This is a genomic window from Cellulomonas sp. P24 (assembly GCF_024704385.1).
GTDB lineage: Bacteria > Actinomycetota > Actinomycetes > Actinomycetales > Cellulomonadaceae > JAJDFX01.
On the sequence record NZ_JAJDFX010000002.1, the window covers coordinates 2,338,183 to 2,361,862 of the forward strand.

General features: G+C 72.9%; 22 protein-coding genes. 13 read left to right on the top strand and 9 right to left on the bottom strand.

Going from position 1 to position 23,680, the window contains the following annotated elements; translation table 11 throughout:
• Positions 1-89 precede the first annotated feature (89 nt).
• Positions 90-449, bottom strand: a complete 360-nt coding sequence (locus LJB74_RS10890; protein WP_259308549.1) for a helix-turn-helix domain-containing protein — start codon at positions 447-449, stop codon at positions 90-92.
• A gap of 103 nt (positions 450-552) precedes the next feature.
• Here LJB74_RS10890 and LJB74_RS10895 point away from each other — a divergent pair, with 103 nt between their 5' ends.
• Both LJB74_RS10895 and LJB74_RS10900 read left to right on the top strand, forming a co-directional pair.
• A complete protein-coding gene (locus LJB74_RS10895) occupies positions 553-1,416 on the top strand; it encodes an SDR family oxidoreductase (RefSeq protein ID WP_259308550.1) in 864 nt (287 codons plus the stop codon).
• Between the two features lie 62 nt (positions 1,417-1,478).
• The gene (locus LJB74_RS10900) at positions 1,479-2,600 is read left to right on the top strand and encodes a VIT1/CCC1 family protein (protein ID WP_259308551.1); all 1,122 of its coding nucleotides are present in this window, start codon (positions 1,479-1,481) and stop codon (positions 2,598-2,600) included.
• A gap of 133 nt (positions 2,601-2,733) precedes the next feature.
• On the opposite strand, the gene LJB74_RS10905 is transcribed toward LJB74_RS10900, so the two are convergent.
• Positions 2,734-3,720, bottom strand: coding sequence for an alpha/beta hydrolase (locus LJB74_RS10905; protein ID WP_259308552.1), 987 nt, complete (start codon positions 3,718-3,720; stop codon positions 2,734-2,736).
• 201 nt (positions 3,721-3,921) lie between these two features.
• Here LJB74_RS10905 and LJB74_RS10910 point away from each other — a divergent pair, with 201 nt between their 5' ends.
• Together LJB74_RS10910 and LJB74_RS10915 are read left to right on the top strand one after the other, a co-directional pair.
• A complete protein-coding gene (locus LJB74_RS10910; RefSeq protein ID WP_259308553.1) occupies positions 3,922-4,227 on the top strand; it encodes a YtxH domain-containing protein in 306 nt (101 codons plus the stop codon).
• 6 nt (positions 4,228-4,233) lie between these two features.
• Positions 4,234-5,514, top strand: coding sequence for an MFS transporter (locus LJB74_RS10915; protein ID WP_259308554.1), 1,281 nt, complete (start codon positions 4,234-4,236; stop codon positions 5,512-5,514).
• 87 nt (positions 5,515-5,601) lie between these two features.
• Here LJB74_RS10915 and LJB74_RS10920 read toward each other — a convergent pair whose 3' ends face one another.
• Positions 5,602-7,011, bottom strand: coding sequence for a GntP family permease (locus tag LJB74_RS10920; RefSeq protein WP_259308555.1), 1,410 nt, complete (start codon positions 7,009-7,011; stop codon positions 5,602-5,604).
• A 37-nt stretch (positions 7,012-7,048) separates the two neighbouring features.
• Complete coding sequence (locus LJB74_RS10925; RefSeq protein WP_259308556.1) at positions 7,049-7,588, bottom strand: gluconokinase; 540 nt, start codon at positions 7,586-7,588, stop codon at positions 7,049-7,051.
• Between the two features lie 251 nt (positions 7,589-7,839).
• Between LJB74_RS10925 and LJB74_RS10930 the strand changes: the two genes are divergently transcribed.
• A complete protein-coding gene (locus LJB74_RS10930) occupies positions 7,840-8,547 on the top strand; it encodes a FadR/GntR family transcriptional regulator (protein ID WP_259308557.1) in 708 nt (235 codons plus the stop codon).
• Positions 8,548-8,606: 59 nt separating this feature from the next.
• On the opposite strand, the gene LJB74_RS10935 is transcribed toward LJB74_RS10930, so the two are convergent.
• Positions 8,607-8,909, bottom strand: a complete 303-nt coding sequence (locus LJB74_RS10935) for a hypothetical protein (protein WP_259308558.1) — start codon at positions 8,907-8,909, stop codon at positions 8,607-8,609.
• A 281-nt stretch (positions 8,910-9,190) separates the two neighbouring features.
• Between LJB74_RS10935 and LJB74_RS10940 the strand changes: the two genes are divergently transcribed.
• From LJB74_RS10940 to LJB74_RS10950, 3 genes are all read left to right on the top strand, one after another.
• Positions 9,191-9,850, top strand: coding sequence for an AbiV family abortive infection protein (locus LJB74_RS10940; protein WP_259308559.1), 660 nt, complete (start codon positions 9,191-9,193; stop codon positions 9,848-9,850).
• Positions 9,851-10,057: 207 nt separating this feature from the next.
• Positions 10,058-10,567: a DUF6334 family protein gene (locus tag LJB74_RS10945; protein WP_259310342.1), complete on the top strand. Its 510-nt coding sequence runs from the start codon at positions 10,058-10,060 to the stop codon at positions 10,565-10,567.
• Between the two features lie 240 nt (positions 10,568-10,807).
• The gene (locus tag LJB74_RS10950; protein WP_259308560.1) at positions 10,808-11,572 is read left to right on the top strand and encodes a class I SAM-dependent methyltransferase; all 765 of its coding nucleotides are present in this window, start codon (positions 10,808-10,810) and stop codon (positions 11,570-11,572) included.
• 389 nt (positions 11,573-11,961) lie between these two features.
• Here LJB74_RS10950 and LJB74_RS10955 read toward each other — a convergent pair whose 3' ends face one another.
• Positions 11,962-13,227 carry an MFS transporter gene (locus LJB74_RS10955; protein ID WP_259308561.1) on the bottom strand — a complete coding sequence of 422 codons (1,266 nt, stop codon included), beginning with the start codon at positions 13,225-13,227 and terminating at the stop codon, positions 11,962-11,964.
• 55 nt (positions 13,228-13,282) lie between these two features.
• Entirely contained in the window at positions 13,283-14,980 is a 1,698-nt protein-coding gene (pgm, locus tag LJB74_RS10960; RefSeq protein ID WP_259308562.1) for a phosphoglucomutase (alpha-D-glucose-1,6-bisphosphate-dependent), read from the bottom strand.
• Between the two features lie 175 nt (positions 14,981-15,155).
• On the opposite strand from pgm, the gene LJB74_RS10965 reads away from it, so the two are divergent.
• From LJB74_RS10965 to LJB74_RS10975, 3 genes are all read left to right on the top strand, one after another.
• Entirely contained in the window at positions 15,156-15,476 is a 321-nt protein-coding gene (locus tag LJB74_RS10965; protein ID WP_259308563.1) for a rhodanese-like domain-containing protein, read from the top strand.
• Between the two features lie 73 nt (positions 15,477-15,549).
• On the top strand, positions 15,550-16,371 hold the full coding sequence (locus LJB74_RS10970; RefSeq protein ID WP_259308564.1) for a DUF5926 family protein: 822 nt from the start codon (positions 15,550-15,552) through the stop codon (positions 16,369-16,371).
• 141 nt (positions 16,372-16,512) lie between these two features.
• Positions 16,513-17,349, top strand: coding sequence for a glycosyltransferase (locus LJB74_RS10975; protein ID WP_259310343.1), 837 nt, complete (start codon positions 16,513-16,515; stop codon positions 17,347-17,349).
• A gap of 83 nt (positions 17,350-17,432) precedes the next feature.
• On the opposite strand, the gene LJB74_RS10980 is transcribed toward LJB74_RS10975, so the two are convergent.
• Positions 17,433-19,763, bottom strand: coding sequence for a hypothetical protein (locus tag LJB74_RS10980; protein WP_259308565.1), 2,331 nt, complete (start codon positions 19,761-19,763; stop codon positions 17,433-17,435).
• A 227-nt stretch (positions 19,764-19,990) separates the two neighbouring features.
• Here LJB74_RS10980 and LJB74_RS10985 point away from each other — a divergent pair, with 227 nt between their 5' ends.
• Positions 19,991-21,415, top strand: coding sequence for an EAL domain-containing protein (locus tag LJB74_RS10985; protein WP_259308566.1), 1,425 nt, complete (start codon positions 19,991-19,993; stop codon positions 21,413-21,415).
• Positions 21,416-21,513: 98 nt separating this feature from the next.
• Positions 21,514-22,470: a prephenate dehydratase gene (gene pheA, locus LJB74_RS10990; RefSeq protein WP_259308567.1), complete on the top strand. Its 957-nt coding sequence runs from the start codon at positions 21,514-21,516 to the stop codon at positions 22,468-22,470.
• Between the two features lie 71 nt (positions 22,471-22,541).
• Here pheA and LJB74_RS10995 read toward each other — a convergent pair whose 3' ends face one another.
• Positions 22,542-23,678: a diacylglycerol kinase family protein gene (locus LJB74_RS10995; RefSeq protein ID WP_259308568.1), complete on the bottom strand. Its 1,137-nt coding sequence runs from the start codon at positions 23,676-23,678 to the stop codon at positions 22,542-22,544.
• Positions 23,679-23,680 lie beyond the last annotated feature (2 nt).

Below are 23,680 nucleotides of genomic sequence, written 5' to 3' on the forward strand. Positions count from 1 at the left end.
TCGTCGGCAGTCCGCCGTCACGTGGGTGCTCTCGAGTCATCGATCGCACGACGGACGGGCCTACGGTACGGGGTCACACTGTGTGCACGCTAAGAGAGGATCGCCTCGGCGTTGGCGGTGATCCAGTCCATGAGCGGGAGCAGGCGTGCGGTGAGCTCATGCCCGCGCTCCGTCAGGGCGTAGTCGACGCGGGGCGGGATCGTCGGCCGGGCGTCGCGCGAGACGAACCCGTCGGCCACGAGCACCCGGAGCGTCTGGGCGAGCATCTTCTCGCTGATGCCCTCCACGACCCGCCGGAGCTCGCCCCACCGCAGCGACTCCTCGGACAGGGCGACCAGGACCAGCACACCCCACTTGCTCGTGACGTGGTCGAGGACGATGCGGGACGGGCACTGCGCAGGCAGCACCCCGTCCGTGAGGAGTCGGGAGAGCGGGTGGCTGTCGGCCATCTCAGCAACTTACCTGAAAGTGGGTACTGCGTCTGAGGAAGTATTGGCGCCGCCGCACGGTTCTTCCGTCGTCAGCACCGTGCCACCGAACGGAAGGACCCCCATGTCAGTCGTCGTCACCGGAGCCACCGGGCACCTGGGCCGCCTGGTCGTCGAGAACCTGCTCTCCGGCGGGACGGCCCCGGGCGACGTGGTCGCGACCGGTCGCCGCGTCGACGCGCTCACCGACCTCGCCGCGCGCGGCGTCCAGGTGCGGCGCGCGGACTTCACCGAGCCGGCCTCCCTCGTCGCCGCGTTCGACGGGGCCGACGACGTCCTGCTCGTCTCGGGCAGCGAGGTCGGCCGCCGCGTCGAGCAGCACGCGAACGTCCTCGAGGCGATCCGGACGGTCGGCGCGCGACGCGTGGTGTACACGAGCGCGCCGAAGGCCGACACCTCGCCGCTCGTCCTCGCACCGGAGCACAAGGCCACCGAGGAGCTGATCCGCGCGTCGGGGCTCGCGTTCACGATCCTGCGCAACAACTGGTACACGGAGAACTACCTCGGCGACCTCGCCCAGGCGCGCGCCACCGGCGAGCTCGTCTCGAGCGTCGGCGACGGCAGGGTCGCGAGCGCGCCCCGCTCGGACTACGCGGCCGCCGCGGCGACCGTCCTGGCGACCGGCGGCCACGACGGCGCGGTGTACGAGCTCTCCGGCGACGTGGCGTGGGACTTCGACGACCTCGCGGCGGCCTTCGCGACGGTCATCGGCCGGCCGGTCGTGCACCGCAGGGTGACGCCGGAGGAGCGGCTCCAGGGCCTGCTCGCGGCGGGACTCGACGAGGGGACGGCGGGGTTCGTCGTCGCCCTCGAGGCGAACACGCGCGACGGGCTCCTCGCCGGCACGAGCGGTGAGCTCGGACGGCTCCTCGGACGCCCGACGGTGGGACTGGTCGAGGCGCTCACGGCTGCGGCCCGGGAGGCCTGAGCCACCTGCGGCTGTCCCGGACGGCGCGACCCGGCGAGGCGGACCCCTGCGAGACTGTGCGCATGGCGACCTCCTCCACGCCCCACAGCGGTGCGGCTCAGGCACCACCCGGACCGCCGCGTCGTCGGCCCAGCCGCGCCGAGCTGCGCCGGTGGCGGCAGTACCTCGCCGACGAGCAGGCCGAGGCGGCGGTGTACCGGGACCTCGCGGGGCGGCGGACCGGCGAGGAGCGGGAGATCCTGCTCGCGCTCGCGGACGCCGAGGGGCGGCACGAGGCCCACTGGCGTGAGCTGCTCGGCGAGGACGTCGGACGCCCGCGTCGCGGTGACATCCGGACGCTCGCGCTCGGCTTCCTCGCGCGGCGGTTCGGCTCGGTGTTCGTGCTGGCCCTCGCCCAGCAGGCGGAGTCGCGGTCGGCGTACGAGAAGGACGCCGACGCGACCCCGACGATGGCAGCCGACGAGCGCATCCACGAGGAGGTCGTCCGCAGCCTTGCCGCGCGGGGCCGGAGCCGGATCTCGGGCTCGTTCCGGGCAGCGGTGTTCGGGGCCAACGACGGGCTCGTCAGCAACCTGGCCCTCGTGCTCGGCATCGGCGCGAGCGGGGCCACGACGCGCGTGGTGCTGCTGACCGGGCTCGCGGGGCTGCTCGCCGGTGCGCTGTCGATGGGTGCAGGCGAGTACGTGTCGGTCCGCTCCCAGCGTGAGCTGCTCGAGGCCTCGGCTCCGAGCGTCCGGGCGAACGCCGCGGTCCCGTACCTGGACGTCGACGCGAACGAGCTTGAGCTGGTCTACCGTGCGCGCGGCATGTCCCCGGAGGAGGCGCGCGAGCGTGCCGCGCACGTCCTCCGGGCGGACTCCGGCGAGGAGGTCCACTCCGCGACGGACATCGACCACCACGAGGCGATCGGCACCGGGCTGGGTGCGGCGCTGTCGAGCTTCTGCTTCTTCGCGTCGGGCGCGGCCATCCCGGTGGTCCCCTACCTGGTCGGGCTCGCCGGTACCCCCGCGGTGCTGGTGTCCGCGGGGCTCGTCGGCATCGCCCTGCTCGGGACGGGTGCGGTGGTAGGGGTGCTCTCCGGGGCCTCGCCCCTCAGCCGCGCACTGCGTCAGCTCGCGATCGGCTACGGAGCCGCCGGCACCACCTACGTGCTCGGCCTGATCTTCGGCGCCACCACCAGCTGACCCCCTCGTCAAGTGGAGCGACCTGCCACCGACACGCGGGCGTGTCGTGGCAGGTCGCTCCACTTGACGGTCCCGGGGTGGTGGTCGAGGTGGCGGTCGGGGCGATGGCTGGGGGCGGGGCCAGGTCGACGGGTCAGGTCGGCAGGGTCGCGAGCAGGGTGCGGATGTCGGCGGTCAGCCGGTCGGTGGCTGCTGCGGCGGCCGGCGACGTCGCGGCGTACCCGAGGAACCCGTGGACGAGTCCGCGCTCCCGCCGTGCGTGCACCGGGACGCCGGCCTCGGCGAGCCGCGCGGCGTACGCCTCGCCCTCGTCCCGCAGGGGGTCATGCTCCGCGGTGATGGCGATCGCCGGGGGGAGGCCGGTGAGGTCGGGCTCCCGCAGCGGGCTCACGCGAGGATCCGCTCGCAGGCGAGGGTCCGGCACCCACTGCTCCGCGAACCAGAGGGCGTCGTCGGCGTCCAGACCCCAGCCGGTGGCCTTCTCCCGCACGCTGGGGAGCGAGAACGTGAGGTCGGTGTTCGGGTACACCAGCACCTGCGCGGCCGGCGCCCGGCCCGGGGCGTCGCGGAGCCGCAGGCAGACGAGGGCGGCAAGGTTGCCCCCGGAGCTGTCCCCGCCGACGACCACGACGTCCGTACCGGCGACCTCCTGACCCTGCTCGACGGCCCAGCGGGTCACCGCGACGGCGTCGTCCACCGCTGCCGGCCACGGCGCCTCGGGAGCGCGCCGGTGGTCGACGGCGAGGACGGCGACGCCCGCGTCGCGTGCGAGCGTGCGGCACAGCGCGTCGTGCGACGTCAGGTCGCCGATCGTCCAACCGCCGCCGTGGATGAAGACCAGCAGCGCCGCGGGTGACGGTGCCGGCCGGTACAGGCGCACCGCGACCGGAGGATCGGCCGGGACGACGAGGTCCGTCACCCGCCACAGTGCCGGGCCGGGTGGCCGGGCCGCCGATCGTCGCCGCGACCCGGCCCGCAGGGCCTCGACGCCGACCTGACGTGCGCTCGGCCCGGGATCTGCACGTACCCCACGGAGGATCTCGGCGATCACGGCGTCCGCCACGTCGAGATCGCCCGTCACCGGGGTGGGCGCGGCGGGGTCGTCGCCTTCGCGGGCCATGGCTACCTCCGCGGCGGGGCATCGGGCACGGCAGGGCGTCGTGCGCGGCACGGGAACGGGTCGACACACGGTACCTGCGCGTGACCAGGGGGCTCGAGGCCCACGGGCGCGACATGCAGCGACGCCGCCGTCCCCGATCTCGTGGTCGTCGTCGCGCGCGGGCGCCTAGGCTCTGCGGAGGTGCGAACCGAAGGAGCAGGGATGAGAGCCAAGGCAGCATTCGTCGTCGGAGCCGGGGTCGGGTACGTGCTCGGGACGCGTGCCGGACGGCCGCAGTACGAGCGGATCGTCCGGGCGTCCCGCGCGGTGTGGTCGCACCCCCTCGTGCACAAGCCGATCAGCGGCCTCGAGAGCAGGGCCGCCGAGCTCGCGCGGGAGCAGAGCGCCGCGATGATCGACCACCTGGCCGAGGCGGCGAAGAACCTGCTGCGGCAGGACGCCGCGTCGACGTCCCGCAGCACCGCGCGGACCGTGGAGGTGCCCGCCGACGGGCAGCGGCTAGCCTGAGCGGTCGTGCCCCGACTCCTCGCCGACACGACCCCGCTGCGGGTCAGCCCGGAGTTCCGGCGGCTGTGGTGGGGCCTCGGGCTGAGCAACCTCGGCTCCCAGCTCACGGTGGTCGCCGTCGGCCTCGAGGTCTACGACCTGAGCGGCTCGACGCTGTCGGTCGGCATCCTCGGGATCTGCGCGCTCGTGCCGCTCGTCGTCCTCGGGCTGTACGGCGGGTCGTTGGTCGACGCGCACGACCGGCGGCGGGTCGCGATCGTCTCCGCGACCGCGGCCTGGGTCGTGACGTGCCTGCTCGCGCTGCAGGCGTGGCGGCACGTCGGCTCGGTCCCCCTGCTGTACGCGCTGGTCGCGCTGCAGTCCGCCGCGTTCGCGGTGAACAACCCCGCGCGCTCGGCGATCGTCCCGCAGCTCCTGCCCGCGCGGCTGCTCCCGGCGGCGAACTCGCTCCAGACCATCGCGTGGAACCTCGCGGTCACGATCGGGCCGCTGCTCGGGGCGACGCTCGTGGCCGTCTGGGACTACTCGGTCGCGTACGCGCTCGACGCGGTCACGTTCGCGGCGGCCCTGTGGGCGCTCGTCCACCTGCCGCCGCAACGGGAGGACGGCTCCACGCATCGCGCCGGTCTCGCGTCCGTCCTCGAGGGCCTGCGGTTCCTGACGACGCGACCGAACGTGCGGATGACGTTCCTGGTCGACCTCGCCGCGATGGTGCTCGCGCAGCCCCGCGTGCTGTTCCCCGCCGTCGGTGCCGTGGTCATCGGCGGCGGTGCCCAGACGACCGGTGCGATGACCGCCGCGGCGGCGGTCGGTTCGCTGCTGGCCGGGGTGTTCTCCGGGCCGCTGGGGCGCGTGCACGCGCAGGGGCGGGCGATCGCGTGGGCCGTGGCCGGGTGGGGTGTGGCGATCAGTGCGTTCGGCGGCGTGCTCGTGATGGCCACCCGGGTGACCGGTCCGCGACCGTCGGTGCTGTGGCCGGCGCTCGCGGCCGCCGCGGTGTGCCTCGCCGTGGCCGGTGCGGCCGACGCGGTCAGTGCGGTGTTCCGCACGACGATCCTGCAGAGCGCCACGCCGGACGCGATGCGCGGGCGGCTGCAGGGGGTGTTCCTGGTGGTCGTGGCTGGCGGTCCCCGGCTGGGAGACCTGCTCGGCGGTGCCGGTGCGACGTGGTGGGGCGAGGGTGTCGCCGCGGTCGTCGGCGGAATCGCGTGCGTCGGTGCGGTCGCGGTGCTGATGCGTCGGCAGCCGCGGTTCCTGGCCTACGACGCACGTGACCCGCAGCCCTGAGGGTGGGGTGCGGGTCACGTGCGTCGTGCGGTCCCGGGGAGTCCGACGGTGGCACCCGGGGTGCGGGGATCCTGCCGGACGACCCGGCTAGATCACCAGGCTGAGCAGCATGATCGAGCCGAGCGCCGTCACCGACAGCACCGTCTCCATCAATGACCAGGTCTTGAAGGTCTGGCCGACGCTCATCTTGAAGTACTCCTTGACCATCCAGAACCCGGCGTCGTTCACGTGGCTGAGGAACACCGAGCCGGCGCCGACGGCGAGCACGAGCAGCGCCGTGTGCGTCGGGCTGAGACCCGCGGCGAGCGGGGCGACGATGCCGGACGCGGTGATCGTCGCGACCGTGGCGGACCCGGTCGCGAGCCGGATGAGCACCGCGACGAGCCAGCCGGCGATGAGGGGCGAGATCGACGTGTGCTGGAGCGAGCGGGCGACGACGTCGCCGACGCCGGAGTCGACGAGAGTCTGCTTGAACCCGCCACCGGCACCGACGATCAGCAGGATGCCGGCGATCGGGGCGAACGAGGAGTCGACGAGCGAGCTGACGGTCGAGCGGGTCCGGCCGAGCGCGGTGCCGAGTGCGACGAGCGCGACGAGCGTCGTGAGGAGCAGGGCCTCGAGTGGGGTCCCGACGAAGACGAGCGCCTTGCCCAGCGAGCTCTTCTGGTTCCCGGTCGCCGTGATGACGGTGCTCATGAGCATCAGCACGACCGGCAGGAGGACGACACCGAGGGCGACGGCGAACCGCGGACGGGGGGCGTTCTCGTCCTTCGGCGACTCGCCGAGGATCGACGTCGGAGGAGCGAGCTGGACCCACCGCGCCATCGGCTTGGCGAGCAGCGGGCCGGCGATCGCGACGGTGGGGATTGCGACGAGCAGGCCGAGACCGAGCGTCAGGCCCAGGTTCGCGCCGAGCGCGCTGATCGCGATCAGGGGTCCGGGGTGCGGCGGGATCAGGCCGTGCAGGGCCGAGAGCCCGGCGAGGGCGGGGATCCCGACGAGGATCATCGACACCTTGGCCCGACGCGCCACGAGCATGATGACGGGGATCAGCAGCACGAGCCCGATCTCGAAGAACAGCGGGATCGCGACGACGAACGCGATCAGGGCCATCGCCCACGGGAGCCGGTTCGCGGACGTCCGCTTGAGGATCGTGTCGACGATCTCGTCGGCGCCGCCGCTGTCGATCAGCATCTTGCCGATGATCGCGCCGAGCGCGATCAGGATGCCGACGCTGCCGACCGTCGCGCCGAGGCCGTTCGCGAAGCTCGTGAAGGCACTCGTGTAGGGGATGCCGGCGACGACCGCGAGGAGAGCGGCCCCGATCGTGAGGGACAGGAACGGGTGCAGCTTGAGCCAGACGATCAGGAGGACGATCGCGGCGATCCCGACGAGGGCGGCGACGACGAGCTGGGTGTCACCGGCGTTCGTCGGTCGTGCGGCAGCGGCGACGGCTGTCGTCGCCACGGAGTGGAGAAAGGGCAGGGTGGGCATCATTGCTCCTGTCGAGGTGGGCGGTGTGGTGCTGGTTCGGTCATGGCGCCGAGGTCGTGGAGGGGTCGGCGGCCAGGCCCAGAGCGGCGAGGGCGGCTTCGGCGACGACATCGGGTGAACCCTCGGCGTCGACCGTGACCCCGTCCTCGGTCGAGAGCAGGGGCTGCAGGGTCTCGAACTGGGACGGGAGCAGCGAGACGGGCATGAAGTGACCGCTGCGGTGCCCGAGGCGGTCGCCGATGACGGCGGCGGGCGCGGCCAGGTGGACGAACCGCACGCGCCCGGTGGCGCCGCGCAGGACGTCGCGGTAGGCGCGCTTGAGCGCAGAGCAGGTCACGACCGTGGAGCGTCCGGCCTCCGCCTGGCTCGTGAGCCAGTCCCGCATCGCCTCGAGCCATGGCCAGCGGTCGTCGTCGGTCAGCGGAATGCCGGCGCTCATCTTGTCGATGTTCGCCTGCGGGTGGAACTCGTCCGCCTCGGCGAACGTCCAGCCGAGGCGCGCCGCGAGCAGCGTGGCGACCGTCGTCTTCCCCGATCCGGCAACGCCCATCACGACGAGGTGCTGCGGTTCTCGATCCACGGTGTCCTCCTCGACATCGCCCGCCCCGGTGGGTACCGGTCGCGTTCACCACGAAAGGTGTCACCTTTCAGTGGTTCGCCGGAAAAGGTAGCACCTTTCGGTCGAGGGCGAAACCTCCGCCCCCGGACGTGCGTCCGGGTCCCGTCCTGACCTGGGATGAGACGATGTCGGCACCCGCGCGAGGCACACACGTGCCGCACACGAGCGGCAGACGAGCGGCACGAACTCGGGAAGGTCAGGGCAGAGGAGCGATGGTGACCGTCCTGCACAGCTCGGTGCTCGAGACCCTCGGCCAGGAGATCGTCGCGGGAGAGCTGCCCGCAGGTGCCGTCATGACCCTCGAACAGCTTCAGGCACGGTTCCAGGTCTCCCGGACGGTCATGCGCGAGTGCATGCGCATCCTGGAGTCGATGAACCTCGTGGAGTCGCGCCGTCGCGTCGGAGTCGTCGTGCGACCGTCGGCCGAGTGGACCGTCCTCGACTCACGCGTGATCCGCTGGCGGCTCGACGGGCCGGGCCGCGGCGCACAGCTCCGAGACCTGACGGAGCTGCGCATCGCGATCGAACCTGCTGCGGCGGCCGGTGCGGCACGTCGGGCGATGGCGGAGCAGCGCGACGAGCTGGTCGAGCTGGCCGGTCGGCTCCGCGCGCTCGGTGAGGCGGGGATGCTCGCGGAGTTCCTCGAGGTCGACATCGCGTTCCACAGCCTGCTGCTCCGCGCGAGCGGCAACAGCATGTTCGGTGCGCTCGAGGACTTCGTCGCCGAGGTCCTCGCCGGGCGCACGCACCACGGCCTCATGCCGGCCCACCCGGTCCCCGCGGCTCTCGACGCGCACGAGGGCGTCGCCCACGCGGTGCACGCCCACGACCCGGCCGGGGCAGAACGATGGATGCGCGAGCTCGTCACCGAGGTGCGGGAAGCGATCGCCGACACCGCGGGCGACGCGGCCACCGACTGAGCGGCCCCTCGCACGGCGGTGTGAGGCGGTCCGCCCGGATCGCGGCAGTTCCAGATGGTTCAGCGGCGTCGAGTGCCGTCGTTGTATGGGTCTGGAGCGCCGGCGGGCATGCGGTCAGCCAACGGCACCCCGACTGCCTCTCGACGACGTGCCAGCATGCGGTCAAGAGTGTCGGCTGCTTCAGGAGTGACCGGGTTGGTGTTGCCGTCCATCCCGACCAGCCACACCACACCTCGACCGGATCCTGGATGCATCTGGCCCCGTGCCGGGTCGTCATGAACCAAGGCCACGGCATACGTGAGCGAATCCCCGGCCTGCCGCTGCGCCCAGTCGATGACCTGGAGAACGTCAGCTCCGGTCACGTCGTAGGTGTCAGTCCACCCAAAGGTGGAGTTTGGGCCACTGCCGTGCAAGTAGACCCTGAATCTGGGGCGAGAGTCTTCCCATCCGGAATCACGTTCATTGACTTGTACAACTTGAATCTCGCCCATGGAACGCAGTCTTGCAGTCGCCGACCGAAGCCACCGCACATCGGCAGGAGCGCGAATTGCGGCAGATCCGGGCGAGCTTAGCCACCCTAAGCGCGGCAGGACCGGGCGAGCGTAGCCGCCCTCGGTGCGGTCCAGAGCTCTAGCCTGGCGACATGACGACGATGACTCCAGCGGCCGCCCGCGCGTTCTGGCTGGCGCTCTTGGACAACGCGGCGCGGATCGTCGTTGAGGCGGACATGTTGTTCCCATCCCCGCGCGCGCAGTCTCTGGTTGTCCTCGCGCAGGAAGAAGTCGGTAAGGCGATCTGGGTCCACAACGCATTCCGGAGCGCCTGGGGCGACGGAGACGCGACGCCCAGCGAAGTGCCTGAACTGCGCCAGCATGCGCGTCGTCACATCCCGAAGTTGATGCAGGCCACCGACTTCTGGACCGCGATGATCGACGTCCCGGACGGTACCGGGGCCAGCTCGTCCAGCACGGGCTTCAGCTCGTCGGGGCCTATCGAAGTTGAAGTGGTGAGGGAGCACGCCCCTGAGTTCCTCGTTGCCTACCACCAGAAGTTGGCCCACGTGAACAACCAGGCGAAGCAAAGGGGTTTCTACGTCGACCTCGACGATGACGGCACCTTCACGGTGCCCCACGAGATCGACAGGCCAGAGCTGAGGGGCCAGATCTGGGAGGTAGCAGACATGGTCCAGTGGTGCCTCGACGACGACGCTATGCGGGCCAGTCTGTGCCACGAACCGAGGCCTCCAACCGAGGCGGTGGCCGCCCTGATCAAAGCCGTCCTGGCGCGCGGCCCGGACGGCTAGGCCGGCCTCGCCCGCACGGACGGGCGATGGGGGCGACCCTCCGGGGAGGGATGGACTTCTCGGCGATCAAGGCCGTGCTTCCGGGGCGCGGTGATCCCGACACTCTCACCCGGTGCCTCTATGCGGGTTGAGCGAGACACTGTGCCGCCGTGCCGGACAGCGGACCGTGCGAACGGTGGTGTGATGTGGCGGCGTCGTCGCGGGCTGATGAAGGCGTGCGCGGTGGGAAAACGCGTAGCGTCTTCCGCGGTGGCGTGCCCGACTCAAACGGAAGGGATCGACGTGACGGGATCAGGTCTGTCTGACATCGACGAGTTCGGTCAACTGGTCTCTGCAGTCGGGGCGTGGGCCCTCCGAGCCGACGACCGTGGAAACGGGCACCGATTCGATGAGTACTGCCTGAACTTCGAACGAGCATCGGTCGTGATCACCGCGGAGCCGGACGACGACACGATCAGCATCCACGTCGGGCAACCAACCTCGCCGTATCAGGAGGACATCAGCGCGCGCGAACCGTGGCAGACCCTGGTCGGATGCGGGGCGATCTGGGCCTGGTCGATGACGAATCAACGCGGCTTCCGTGACGGCTATCAGATCGAGTTCGGGCGACCTGGCGAGTGTTGGGCGGTGCAGTTCATGAGTGAAGGGAGTGCGCTCAGCCTGAGGGCGATCGCTCCCGGTGGCCAACTCTGGAACCAGTTCGATCCACTCCAGTAGCCGGACCCGACGCCGCCTGCCGCCGACGAACCCGCGCAGAGGCATGACCGGGCGAGCGTAGCCGCCCCGACAGCGGCATGACCGTGTAGCGGTGGGCCTGGATCAGGGCGGCACTGTTCCGCGGGGGGAAGGGCATCTGGGATCGAGGTGGGCGGCAGATGTGAGGAATCTCGCCACCAGGTCTGGGCGGGACCATGCGCGCCCCCGGGGCCGATGGTCCGGCCCGGCATACTGTCAGCCATGGTGGAGGAACACGCGGAGCAAGCGGCGTACTTCAGTCGGTGGTACGCCGAGATGGCGGGGGCGTCGCTCAAGGACGAGATTCAGCAGCGTCACCTGGGGCTGCCTTCGGAACTGCTCTCGACGAGCTTGCTGACCTGGGACGGGATCGCTGAAGTCGCCGAAGCGCTCGATCTCAACTCGGGTGAGCTGCTGGTCGACCTGGCCTGCGGCCGTGGTGGCTATGGTCTCGAGATCGCGTCGCGTGCGCGGGCTCGCGTACTGGGCATCGACTTCGCCCCGACCGCCCTTGCGCCGGCACGAGCCCAAGCCGCCAGGCGGGGGATCGACGCTGAGTATCGGGTCGGTGACCTCGTCGCCACCGATCTGGCCGGTGGCGCCGCTGACGCCGTTCTTGTCGTCGACGCAATCCACTTCCCCCACGCGCCGGCGGCGGCGTACGCGGAGATCGCACGGATCCTGCGCCCGGGCGGTCGCGTCGTACTGACCTGCTGGGAACCAGTCGATCCCGATGACGCCGCCGTGCCGGATCGCTTGCGGAAGGTCGATCTCCGCGGGGGGCTGGAGGGGGCCGGCTTCGTCGACGTCGACGTGCGAGAACGCGCCGACTGGCGCGAAGCGGAACGGGCGATGTGGACGGAGGCCACTGCGCTCGACCCGCGCGATGACCCGGCACTGGTGTCATTCCACGACGAGGGAGTGCGCTCCATCGCGGGGTTCGACCGCGTCCGACGCGTCATGGCTTCTGCTGCCCGTCCCTCCTGAATGCCGGCGGTTGGATCTGGAAGACATCAGTCGGACGTACTGCCGCTGTGAATCTGGGGCGCCCACGATGAGCCCCGTAGGGAGGACGTCCTTCGGGAACGGGATAGGTCAGCGGGCGCGCGCGTCTCCTGACGTCCCGCAACACCCACCCGGTGAGCAGTCTCGCCGGGAGCTTTCCCCGGTACAGGTTCAGGCACGCGACCGCGAAGGAGCACGGCACGGTCGAAGGACTACCTGAGCATCCCGGATGGCCGCCCGCTCATCGGCATGACAGCGCATTCCCGAGGCGCCCGCACAACCGGTCTGGCCGCGATTCTCACACCTCGACGCAAAGGGAGGAACGGCCACCCCCACCACCGGCTCGACGGGCGCTGCACCCGCCGTCCGGCTCAGGCGGTTGCGGCGTCGCCGGTCGGCACAGCCTCGTCGACCGTGCCCCGCCGGTCCAGATCGTGGGTGCGGAGCTCGGCCGTCCCCGCGCGCAACGTCCGCAGCGAGACCAGCGTCGCCAGGACGGCGAACACCGCTGAGGCCACGACGACGAGGAATCCGCCGTGCGAGCCCCGCGCGTCGATCAAGTTGCCGGCGATCGACGACCCGACCGACACCCCGAGGCCGAGCGCGGTCCCGATCCAGGTCAGCCCCTCGGTCAGGCGTTCCGCGCCGACGAAGTACTGGACCAGGCCGTTGCCGTTGATGATGGTCGGCGCGATCGAGAAGCCGGTCACGAACATGACCGCGGCCAGCGCCGGGAGGCTTGCCACGAGGAAGAACAGCGAGACGCCGACGGCGAGGAGCACGATCCCCAGTGCGAACCGCTTCCACAGCGGCGACAACCAGTGCCGCAGGCCGTACCCGAGCCCCGAGATCATCGAGCCGAAGGCGAACACCGCGAGGATCATGCCGGCCGAGGACTTGCTGCCCTGCTCCTCCGCGAACGCGACCGTGGAGACATCCGTCGCACCGAAGATCGACCCCATCCCGACGAACACCAGGACGACCACGGCCATCCCCGGTGACCGCAGCACGCTGCCCGGCCGCGACCCGTGGGCGAGCGCACGCGTCGGCGGCTGCGTCCGGTGCTGCGCGAGGAACCAGTACCCCCCGCCGATCATCGCGACGATCGGCACCACGAGGCCCGCCACCGGACGCACGCCGGTCGCGAGGTACGTGGCGAGCACCGGTCCGATGATGAAGACGAGCTCGTCCAGCGCGGACTCGAGCGAGTAGGCGGTGTGCACGTCGCGCGCGTCGTCGAGCAGGTGCGACCAGCGCGCCCGCACGAGCGCACCGAAGGACCCGATCGTCGCGCCGGTGACGCCGGCGGCGACGTAGAGCGCGAGCGACGGGGCGTGCACGAGGGCGCTGACCACGAGGCCGAGCAGCCCGAGGGCGGAGACCGCGATCGCGGGCCGCATCACCCGGGCCTGGCCGTGCCGGTCGACGAGTCGCGCGAGCTGCGGGGAGGCGACCGCCTGGGTGACGACGTAGAGAGCCGAGACGCGACCGGCCAAGCCGTATGAGCCGTACAGCGACGACACCATCAGCACGATGCCGATGCCCACCATGGAGATGGGGAGCCGGGCGATCACACCTGCGGACGAGAATGCCAGCGCGCCCGGCCGTGACAGGACCTCACGGTAGGGCGTGAACACCCGCCCAGTCTCTCACCCGGTTGGACGCCGATCTCACCCGGTGGTCACGCGTCGGTCACCCCAGCGCGTCGGACACGACCTGCTTCGCGGCCTCCTGGACCTGGGTCAGGTGGTCGGGCCCGAGGAACGACTCGGCGTAGATCTTGTAGACGTTCTCGGTGCCGGAGGGGCGGGCCGCGAACCACGCGTTCTCGGTGGTGACCTTGAGGCCGCCGATCGACGCGCCGTTGCCGGGCGCCGTCGTCAGCTTCGCGGTGATCGCCTCGCCCGCGAGGGACGTCGCGGTGACCTGCTCGGGCGACAGCCGTCCGAGGGTGGCCTTCTGCTCGAGCGTCGCCGGGGCGTCGACCCGGGCGTACCAGGACTCCCCGAACTCCGAGACGAGCTGCGCGTGCCGCTGGGACGGCGACGTCCCGGTGGTGGCGAGGATCTCCGAGGCGAGCAGCGCGAGGATGAGCCCGTCCTTGTCGGTGGTCCACACGCGTCCGTCGGTCCGCAGGAACGACGCGCCCGCCGACTCCTCGCCGCCGAAGCCGACGGACCCGTCGAGGAGCCCCGGCACGAACCACTTGAAACCGACCGGCACCTCGAGGAGCCGACGGCCGATCCGCGCGGCGACCCGGTCGATCAGCGACGACGACACCAGCGTCTTGCCGATCGCCGCACCGGCGGGCCAGCCCGGACGTGCGCCCGAGTACAGGTAGTCGATCGCCACCGCCAGGTAGTGGTTCGGGTTCATCAGCCCGGCGTCCGGGGTGACGACGCCGTGGCGGTCGGAGTCCGCGTCGTTGCCGGTCGCGATGTCGTACGGGGCCGCGGTCCCGTCGGCGCCCGGCCGCATGGCGTGCACGAGCGATGCCATGGCCGACGGCGACGAGCAGTCCATCCGGATCTTGCCGTCCCAGTCGAGCGTCATGAACGCCCAGCGCGGGTCGACGGTCGGGTTGACGACGGTGAGGTCGAGGCCGTGGCGCTCGGCGATCGCCGCCCAGTACTCGACCGACGCGCCACCGAGCGGGTCGGCGCCGATGCGGACTCCCGCGGACCGGATCGCGTCGAGGTCGACGACGGACGGGAGGTCGTCGACGTAGGCGGTGAGGAAGTCGTGCTTGAGCGTGGTGTCGGCGGCGAGGGCCGTCGCGAGCGGCACCCGCCGGACCTGCCCGACGCCGGTCCGCAGGATCTCGTTCGCCCGGTCGGCGATCCACCCGGTGGCCTCGGAGCCCGCGGGCCCGCCGTGCGGGGGGTTGTACTTGAAGCCGCCGTCGCGCGGCGGGTTGTGCGAGGGGGTGACGACGATCCCGTCGGCCAGGCCCGAGCCCGATCCGTCGGCGCCGGTCCGGACGCCCGCAGCCGTCGTGGCGCCGTTGTGCAGCAGGATCGCGTGCGAGACGGCCGGGGTCGGTGTGAACGAGTCGCGTGCGTCGACGTGGACCTCGACGCCGGCCGCGGCGAGGACCTCGAGGGCCGTCTGCCAGGCGGGCAGCGAGAGCGCGTGCGTGTCGCGCCCGATGAAGAGCGGGCCGTCGGTGCCCTGGCTGCGCCGGTACTCGACGATCGCCGCCGTGATCGCGACGATGTGCGCCTCGTTGAACGCGGAGTCGAGGCTCGAACCGCGGTGCCCGGAGGTGCCGAACACCACCCGCTGGGACGGGTCGTCGAGATCCGGCGAGAGGTCGTAGTAGGCGCCGATCACGGCGTCGACGTCGATCAGGTCGGAAGGCTGGGCGGGGGTACCGGCGCGCGGGTCCATGGCGCGATCCTTCCATTGCGGCCGGTGCCACGCACAGTCCCGTCCCGACGGTCGTGGGCCGACCGGTTCCGACGGTCGTGCGCGGACCTGTCCGGGACCGCCCGGGTGTCCACCAGGTGAGCGCTGACGACCGGGCGCTGGACGCCCGTGCCGAGTCCCGTCATAGGGTTGCCTCATGTTCTCGTCCCCGGTGCGCACCGTCCTGGTGAGCGACCTCGACCCGGCGGCGCCGATCGCACCCGGCACGACGCTTCTCGACGTCCGTGAGCAGGACGAGTGGGACGCCGGGCACGCGCCCGGTGCGCTGCACATCCCGCTCGGTGAGCTGCCCCGGCGCATCGCCGAGATCCCCGTCGACGGGCGCATCGTGGTCGTGTGCCGGTCGGGGAGCCGGTCCGCCCGCGCGACGGCCTGGCTCGAGCAGGGTGGCTACGAGGCCGCGAACCTCGACGGCGGCATGCTTGCCTGGGCGGGCGCCGGGCTCCCGGTCGTCTGAGCGTGTCGGTCGCCCGCTCGGCGGCGGGGTGCGGTCCGACGCGAGCCGGCAACTACCGGTAGCCTCGCTGCCCATGGCCACCATCTCCGAGTTCGTGCTGCGCCCGTTCGAGGGGCTCCCCAGCGAGCCCGACTGGGTCGCGATGCGCGAGGTCGTCCCCGCCGCGACCGCACCCGCCCGCACGACTGCCGAGTACGGCGCGCGCGACGTCCTGATCACGACGGTCCTGCCGATGGGCTGGCCGGCGCTGCACCGGTCCGACGGCGTCGTGCTGCTCGCCCTGCAGACGAACGCCGGCACGGGAGACCTCAGCCGCGACCTCGCGGCCGTGCTCCTCGAGGCGATCGAGCTCGAGCCCGGCACCGCCGTCGAGACGACCACGGCGCCGGGGCCCGGACCGCGGCTGCAGGACGTCCTCGACCTCACCGTCCCGTTCGAGGTCACCGTGCACGAGGGCTTCGAGTACTGGCTCGCTCCGGACACCGAGATCACCGACGACGTCCGGCAGTCCCTCGAGGAGGCCGACGCGACGATCGTCCCGACCCGCAAGCTCGGCGGCGTCCCGTCGGCGTACTGGTGCCGGATGGGTGGGCGCGAGTTCCTGCGCTGGGCGCGCGCCGAGGACGAGCAGGTCGTCCTGGACGGCCTGGCTCGGCTGCACGCGCGCCGGGAGTCGGCGATCGGCACGGCCCGGTTCGTCGGGTACTTCCGCTCGAACGGCCTCGTGGTCCCGGTGTGGGAGCTCCCGCGCGGCGTCGAGGCCGACGACGTCGAGCCCGACGTCCAGGCGTTCTCCGCGGGCTTCGAGGCGGCCCTGGCCGACACGTCACCGCTCGACGCGAACCAGCGCCGCGCGCGGGCCGGGCTGGTGGCCCGGCAGGTCACGCTGCGCTGACCGGTCGCGTCGTTGCCGGACCGTGACAGGGCCGGTGCGTTCCTCGGTGGGTTGCCGCGGTGTGCACTCGCTAGGGTTGAGGACGTGACCTCCGCCGGCGCCGACCCCACCGTCGACAACCCGGGCAGCACCGACCGCCCGGTGCCGTCCGCACGCCCGAAGCCCCTGGTCAGCAGGACCGTCCACCGGCAGCGCGTCGCCGTGATCATCCCGGCCAAGGACGAGTCCCGGCGCATCGCCGCGACGGTCCGCGCCGCCCGCGCGATCCCGCACGTCGACCTGGTCCTCGTGGTCGACGACGGCAGCGAGGACAACACGCAGCACGTCGCGCGGGACGCGGGCGCGGTCGTCGTCCGGCACTCCCACAACCGGGGGAAGGCCGCGGCGATGGAGACCGGAGCCGCGGTCGTCGCGATGCGGGACGCGCCCGACCGGCCCGCGCGTCTGCTCCTGTTCCTCGACGGCGACCTCGGGGAGACGGCGGTCAACGCTGCGCCCCTGATCGGTCCGGTCCTCGATCGCGAGGCGGACTTCACGATCGCCCTGCTCCCCCCGCAGCCGGGTGCCGGTGGGCGCGGGATCGTGGTCGGCGCGGCGCGTCGGGCGATCCAGTCGATGACGGGGTGGACGCCGACCCAGCCGCTGTCCGGGACGCGGTGCCTGACGCGGTCCGCGTTCGAGGCGGCGACGCCGCTCGCGCACGGCTGGGGGGTCGAGACCGGGATGACGATCGACCTGCTGCGGCAGGGGTTCGTGGTGCGGGAGATCCCGTGCGACCTGCGGCACCGGCCGTCGGGCTCGGACCTGCGCGGCCAGCTCCACCGGGGCGGTCAGTACCGCGACGTCGTGCTCGCGATCAGCGCCCGGCGCGTGCGCAGCGCTGTGGGGCTTACGCGCGGCTCGCGGTCGCACGGTTCGCGCTCGGATGGCAGGCGGCTGGGCGGTGGCCGGCCGGACGGTTCCGCGACGAGGCGTTGACCGGCCGCTGACCTGGTGGCCTGGTGACCAGATGGCCCGATGACCTGCTGACCTGCTGGTTCGGGGTCCGCTGACCCGGGCCGTCACGCCGACGGCTGCGGGTCCCGTTCGGCCGCAGGGATCGCGCGGAGGTGCAGCACCCCGTTCGCCGTCGTGGCGATCAGCAGCGGGAACGCCACGCCGAGGCCGACGGCCGGGATGACGATCCCGGAGTCGTTCACGAGGAACGCGATCCCGAGCACGACGCCGAGGGTGATGACCGCAGGTCCGGCCATCGGCGCATCGGCGCGGAGCAGCCGCAGCGATGCCCCTCCCGAGAGCCAGGCGTACGCGCCTCCGTCCGATGTCTGCGCGGCCCGACGGACCGTGCGGATGAGGGCCACCAGGGCGAGGACGAGGGCGACGGTCGCCGTGAGGGACAGGGCACTCCCGGCGAGGGTGTGGAGGTTCTGAGTGGCCTTGCGCTGGACGACCGGCCAGGCGCCACCGTCGATCAGGGTCTGCACGAACCGGCCGAGGTGCGTGCGCGAGTCGGCGGGCCGCAACCAGTCCAGGACCGCGAAGAACGCGACCGCGCCGGCGCCTCCGCCGAGCACCACCAGCACCCGTCGCCAGGTGAGCCGGACGCCGGCGGCGAGCAGGGCGAGCACGGCGAAGCCGGGGACGAGCCCCGGGGGTCCTCCGAGGTCGCTGCCGAGACCGGGGAGGCCGTCGAGCACCGTCGCACCGAGCCCGACGGCGGCGACGAACGCGACCGCGAGGCGCCGACGGCCCCGGCGGACGAGGGCGTTCGCCCCTGCTGCCGCGACGATCACGACGGCCGCCGCGAACAGGGCGAACGCCGTGTTGCTGAAGCCGTAGAAGCGGGCACCGAGCAGAGGCTGGACACCCATCGGCGCCGAGAGCTGCAGAGTCGCGCCGGTCGCGACGTCGTCACCGAGGACCAGCGCGGTCGCAGCGGCGACGACGCCCGCCGGGCCGAAGCCCCAGCGCCGCCACGGCGGGATCAGCGCGAGCCCGGCGATCACCGCGACCCAGCCGGCAGTGAGCCCCAGCAGCACGACGGCCGGGGACGTGGCACGCCACCAGGGGCTCGCGTTCGCCAGGAACGACGCCGCCGGGACCGCGGCGACGGTCGCGCCGGCGACCCGCACCGCGACGAGCACCCGCCCGGGGACGTGGGCGCGCGGCGACGGACCGGACGTGACATCTGCGGTCGCGCGACGCCGCCACCGAAGACGCCCGTCCAGGCCGATCACGACCGCGAGGCCGAGCACGAGGTTGAGCAGCACGAACCCGACGTAGAACGGCTCGGAGGTCCGGCTGGTCGCCTGGGCGTGACGGTCCTGGTCGACCAGCGCCTCGATGCGTGCCTCGGCGCGGGTCGGTCCGCGACCGGCTGTCACCGGGGAGCCGACCAGCACCCCGGCCGGTGCCGCGTCCTGGGCTCCGACGCCGGAGAGGAGGGTCGGCGTGAGGTCCGTCGTCTGGAGCAGACCGGGCTGGCGGGTCGACGTCGAGGCGAGCCACCCGCCGCCGAACGCCGCCCCGCCGGGCACGACGCCCGGTCCGGTGGCCACCGCGAGCTGGAGGTGCGGCTGCCGGCCCGAGTCGGCGATCGACGCCAGGACGACCGTGGTCCCGTCGGGCACGCCGGCGAGCACGGCATGCACGCGGGTGTCGAGGGCGGCCACCTGGGCGGGGCGCGCCGCGACGGGAGCGGTGCCCGCGGACTCCGGGCCGGGGTCGCGCACGGTCCCGAGGTCGACGACGAGCAGCTCGGCGATCCCGAGGTCGGTGCGGACGAGGTCCGAGAGGTCGGTCGCGTCGGCCGGGACGGCGTCGATCGGTGACGTCACGCGCCCGGACGACCGGGCGAGGGCGATCGCCGCGCCGGGGCCGATGCCTGCGGCGTGGACTCCCGCGGTCGCGAGGCTGTCCCCGAGGAGGCCGAGCCGCGCGTCGTAGCCCGAGTCCGCCGCTGCGGTCAGGTAGTCGCCCCACCCGGGCACGGTGGCGTCGGTGCCGGGGACCTGCAGGGTCCGGCAGGTGCCGTCGCCGGACAGGTCGGCGGCAGGCAGGTCGGCGGCGGGCAGGTCGGCGGCGCGCGTGCCGGCCGAGACGGCGAGCCAGCCGTCCGCCGGGCAAGCCGTGGCGTGGACGCTCCGCACCACCACCGAGCCGACCGAACCGTCCCGGGTCAGGGACCACAGGGTCGGTGTGGCGCGGGCGTCGAGATCGTCGAACCGGAGCCCCGTCACGCCGATGAGCACGACCTTGTGCCCGTCGGCGGCTGCCGTGCGGACGCTCGACGGAGCGTGGGTGGTCGTCGTGCCGCTCGGGGACGCGGCTGCGGGTCCGGCCACGGCGATCCCGACGCCGGCGAGCAGGACCAGTGCGACGGTGCGGGTCACCCGCCGCAGGCGTCCGCGCCGATTCATGCGTGGCCGGTTCATGCGTGGCCCGTCCGTGCGTGGCCCGTCCGTGCGCGGCCGGCCCGCACGCGGGCCGTGCGGGGCGCGGGTGAACACCCGGTCAGCCTACGGTCCAGGGCGTGGGGTGGTGTGTCGACCGCCACGGCGGGGCACGATGGTCCCGGCACCGCGGGGCCGGGTGCGCAGTCGGGGCAGAGGAGCAGGGCGTGGTGCAGTCATCGGACGGGCAGCAGGGAAGCGCTGCGGGTGGAGGGGACTCCGGCGGGACGGCGTCGGACGACGCGGCGCAGGATGCGGCGCTCGACGGCGTCCTGGCCCGCCGGGACGTCGGCGCGGTCTTCCAGCCGATCGTCGACCTGCAGTCGGGTGAGGTGGTCGGTCTCGAGGCGCTCGCCCGGGGACCGCACGGGACCGCGCTCGCGGACCCGAGCGCGCTGTTCGCCGCAGCGCGCCGCGCGGGGCGGGTCGCGGAGCTCGACTGGATCTGCCGGGCGGCGGCGTTCGAGGCGGTCGTCGCCTCGGGTCTGCCACCGTCGTTGTCGCTCTTCGTCAACGTGGAGCCGGAGACGTTCTCCGTCGCGTGCCCACCGGATCTGCTGGTCGCGGTGACCCGCGCGGAGTCGATGCTCCGGGTCGTCGTCGAGGTCAACGACCGGGCGCTCGCGACCGACCCGGCGGGGCTGCTGGCCGTGGTGGACCGCGCCCGGGCCTCGGGGTGGGGGATCGCGCTGGACGACGTCGGGGTGAGCCGCGACTCGATGGCCGTCATGCCGGTCATCGGTGCGGACGTCATCAAGCTCGACCTGCGGCAGCTCCGGCGACGGAGCCCGGAGGACGCCTCGGCGATCACGATGAGCGTGCTCGCCCACATCGAGCTCACCGGTGCCTCGCTGCTCGTCGAGGGGATCGAGAGCGAGGACGACGCGGAGTGGGCTCGCGCCCTCGGTGCCGCGTACGGGCAGGGGTACCACATCGGCGTGCCCGGTCCGCTCGAGGACCACTACCGGGTGCCGCGGGCGACGGTCCCGCTCGCCCCTGCCGAGCTCGACGAGCCGGCGGCGGGCTCACCGTTCGCGATCGTCGCGGCTCTCCCGTCGCGCACGATCGACCTCGCGCACGTCGACGAGCTGGCCCAGCTGGTGTACCGGACCGCGCTGGTCCCGGGCGCGTCGCCGGTCATCCTGGCGTGCGGCGGTCGCGACGACCGGCCCCAGGAGGAACGTGGTGCGGGCTACCCCGAGCTGGAGAGCCCGCCGCTCCTGGCGGTCCTGTTCGGCGAGGGGCTGCCCGTGCTCCCGATCCCCAGCCTCCCCGACCTCCGGGGGGTCCGGGTCCTGCACGACGACCCCCTCGCCGACGAGCGGTTCCTGGTCATCCTGTGCGAGAAGGGGCCGTTCGCGGTCCTCGGGTGGAGTGACCCGTCGGTGGTGGCCGGACCGATCGAGGTCGTCGTGACGCAGAACCCGGACCTGGTCCACCGGATCGCCCGGCACCTGATCCGCCGGATCCCGCCACCCGGTGCGGACAACGAGGCCCTGCTGCCGTGGACGCCCGGCGTGACGGCGAGCACGGACCCGGCGGGCGGCTCGGCCCGGTCCGGGTGGCGCGATCGGCTCGGCCGTCACGGGTAGCCGGCCGCCGGACGGGAACATCTAGGCTGGCGGTGCCGTGCGTCCTGCACGTCCTGCTGCCCCGTGGCCCGTCCGGGCCCGTCCGAGGAGGTTGTCCGGTGACTGGCGACGCCACCACCCGTCCGCGCTACGCGTACCTGGGGCCGGCCGGCACGTTCACCGAGGCGGCACTGCGCCTGGTCGTCCCGGCCGATGCCGCCGAGTACCTCCCGCAGGTCGACGTCGTCGCGGCGATCGAGTCGGTGCGCGCAGGGGTGGCGGACTTCGCCGTGGTCGCGATCGAGAACTCGGTCGAGGGGAGCGTGTCGGCGACGCTCGACACGCTCGCGACCGGCGATCCGCTCGTCGTGATCCGTGAGGTGCTCGTCCCGGTGAACTTCACCCTGGCGGCCCGGCCGGGCGTGGCGTTGTCGGACGTCCGCCGCATCTCGGCGCACCCGCACGCGTGGGCGCAGTGCCGTCGGTGGCTCTCCGCGCACCTGCCGGGTGTGGTGCACGTCCCGACGACGTCGAACACCGCGCCGGCCGTCCTGCTGGCGGAGCCGGGCCAGGAGCTGGGCTTCGACGCCGCGCTGGTGCCGCCGCCCGCCGTGGAGCACTACGGGCTGCACGCGATCGCGACCGGGGTGGCCGACAACGCATCGGCAGTCACCCGGTTCGTGGTGGTCGGCCACCCGGGGACCGTCCCGCCGCCGTCGGGCGCCGACAAGACGTCGCTCGTCGTGCACCTGCCGCACAACAACTCGGGTGCGCTGCTGGAGATGCTCGAGCAGTTCGACGCGCACGGCGTGAACCTCTCGCGGATCGAGTCCCGACCGATCGGTGATGCGCTCGGCCGGTACTCGTTCTCGATCGACGCCGAGGGGCACATCGCCGAGGAGCGCATGGCGGAGACGCTCATGGGGCTGCACCGGGTGTGCCCGCACGTGCGGTTCCTCGGCTCCTACCCGGCGGCCGACGCGCCGCCGACGGTCGTCCGGACCGGGACGGCCGACACCGACTTCACCGACGCCCGTCGATGGGTCGAGGCGCTCCGCGCCGGCCGCACGTCCTGAGCCGGTCCGCGCGAGGCCGTCGAGCGGGCTGACCGGCGCTGCGGTCGGGTGCCGGACCCGCCGAGGGGGGATCAGGCGGCCGACGGCTCCGGGGCGTCGGCCTGGACCCGCATCACGAGGACTCCCGGGTCCACCCGGACGTCGACCTCGGTCGCGCGCCCGAGGACCTCGCCGTCCACCTGGACGTGCTCGCCCGCGGGGACCAGCAGCCGGATCCTGCGGGCGCGTGCGTGGTCGATGCGGCCGATCTTCGCCGGCAGGCCGGTGCGCACGCCGTAGCCCTGGAGCACGACCTCGCCGAAGAGCTGGGCCCAGCCGACCAGCCCGCCACGGGTGTCGATCGCGGCGATGTCGAGCCACCCGTCGTCGACCAGGGCGTCGGGCAGGAGCGTGATCCCACCGGGCAGACGGCCGCAGTTGCCCACCAGCAGGCTGCGCAGCCGGGCCGTCGCCGGCGGCCGGTCGTCGAGGCGGATGTGCACCTTGGAGCGGGTGCCGTGCAGGTGTCGCACGCCGGCGAGGAAGTACGCCATCCAGCCCACGCGCGCCTTGAGGGTGGCGTCGGTGTCGGCGACCATCGCGGCGTCGAAGCCGAGGCCGGCGATCACCAGGAAGAGGTGCTCGGTCCGGGGGGCGTCAGGGTCCTGATCGGGTCCGTCGAGCGTGAGCCAGCCGACGTCGATGCTCCGGTTGCGACCGGTCAACGCGATGCGGATCGCCGCCTCCGGGTCGGAGAGCGGGATGTCGAGGTTCCGCGCGAGGAGGTTCCCCGTGCCCATCGGCACGAGGCCCATCGGGATCCCGCTGCCGACGAGCGCCTCGGCCACCGCCCGGACCGTGCCGTCGCCGCCCACCGCGACGACGACGTCCGCCCCTCGGCGGACCGCCTCGCGGGTCTGCCCGACGCCCGGGTCCTCGGCGGTGGTCTCGAACCAGATCGGCTCGGGGAGGTCGCGGTCCTCGCAGGCGGCGCGCACCGCGTCGCGCAGGCCGGCGACGTCGGGCTTGGTCGGGTTCGCGACGAACGCGACCAGGTCGCCCCGCTCCTGCACCTCGTGGACGAGGTCCCGGGACGGTGACGTCGGCTGGAGGTCACCCGTGGCTGTCAGGATCAGCCGGCGTTGGCGACGGAAGACGACGACGGCGAGGACCAGCGCGGTGGCGGCGACCGCGGCCACGAGCGCGATGAGGATGCTCTCCGAGGTCATGG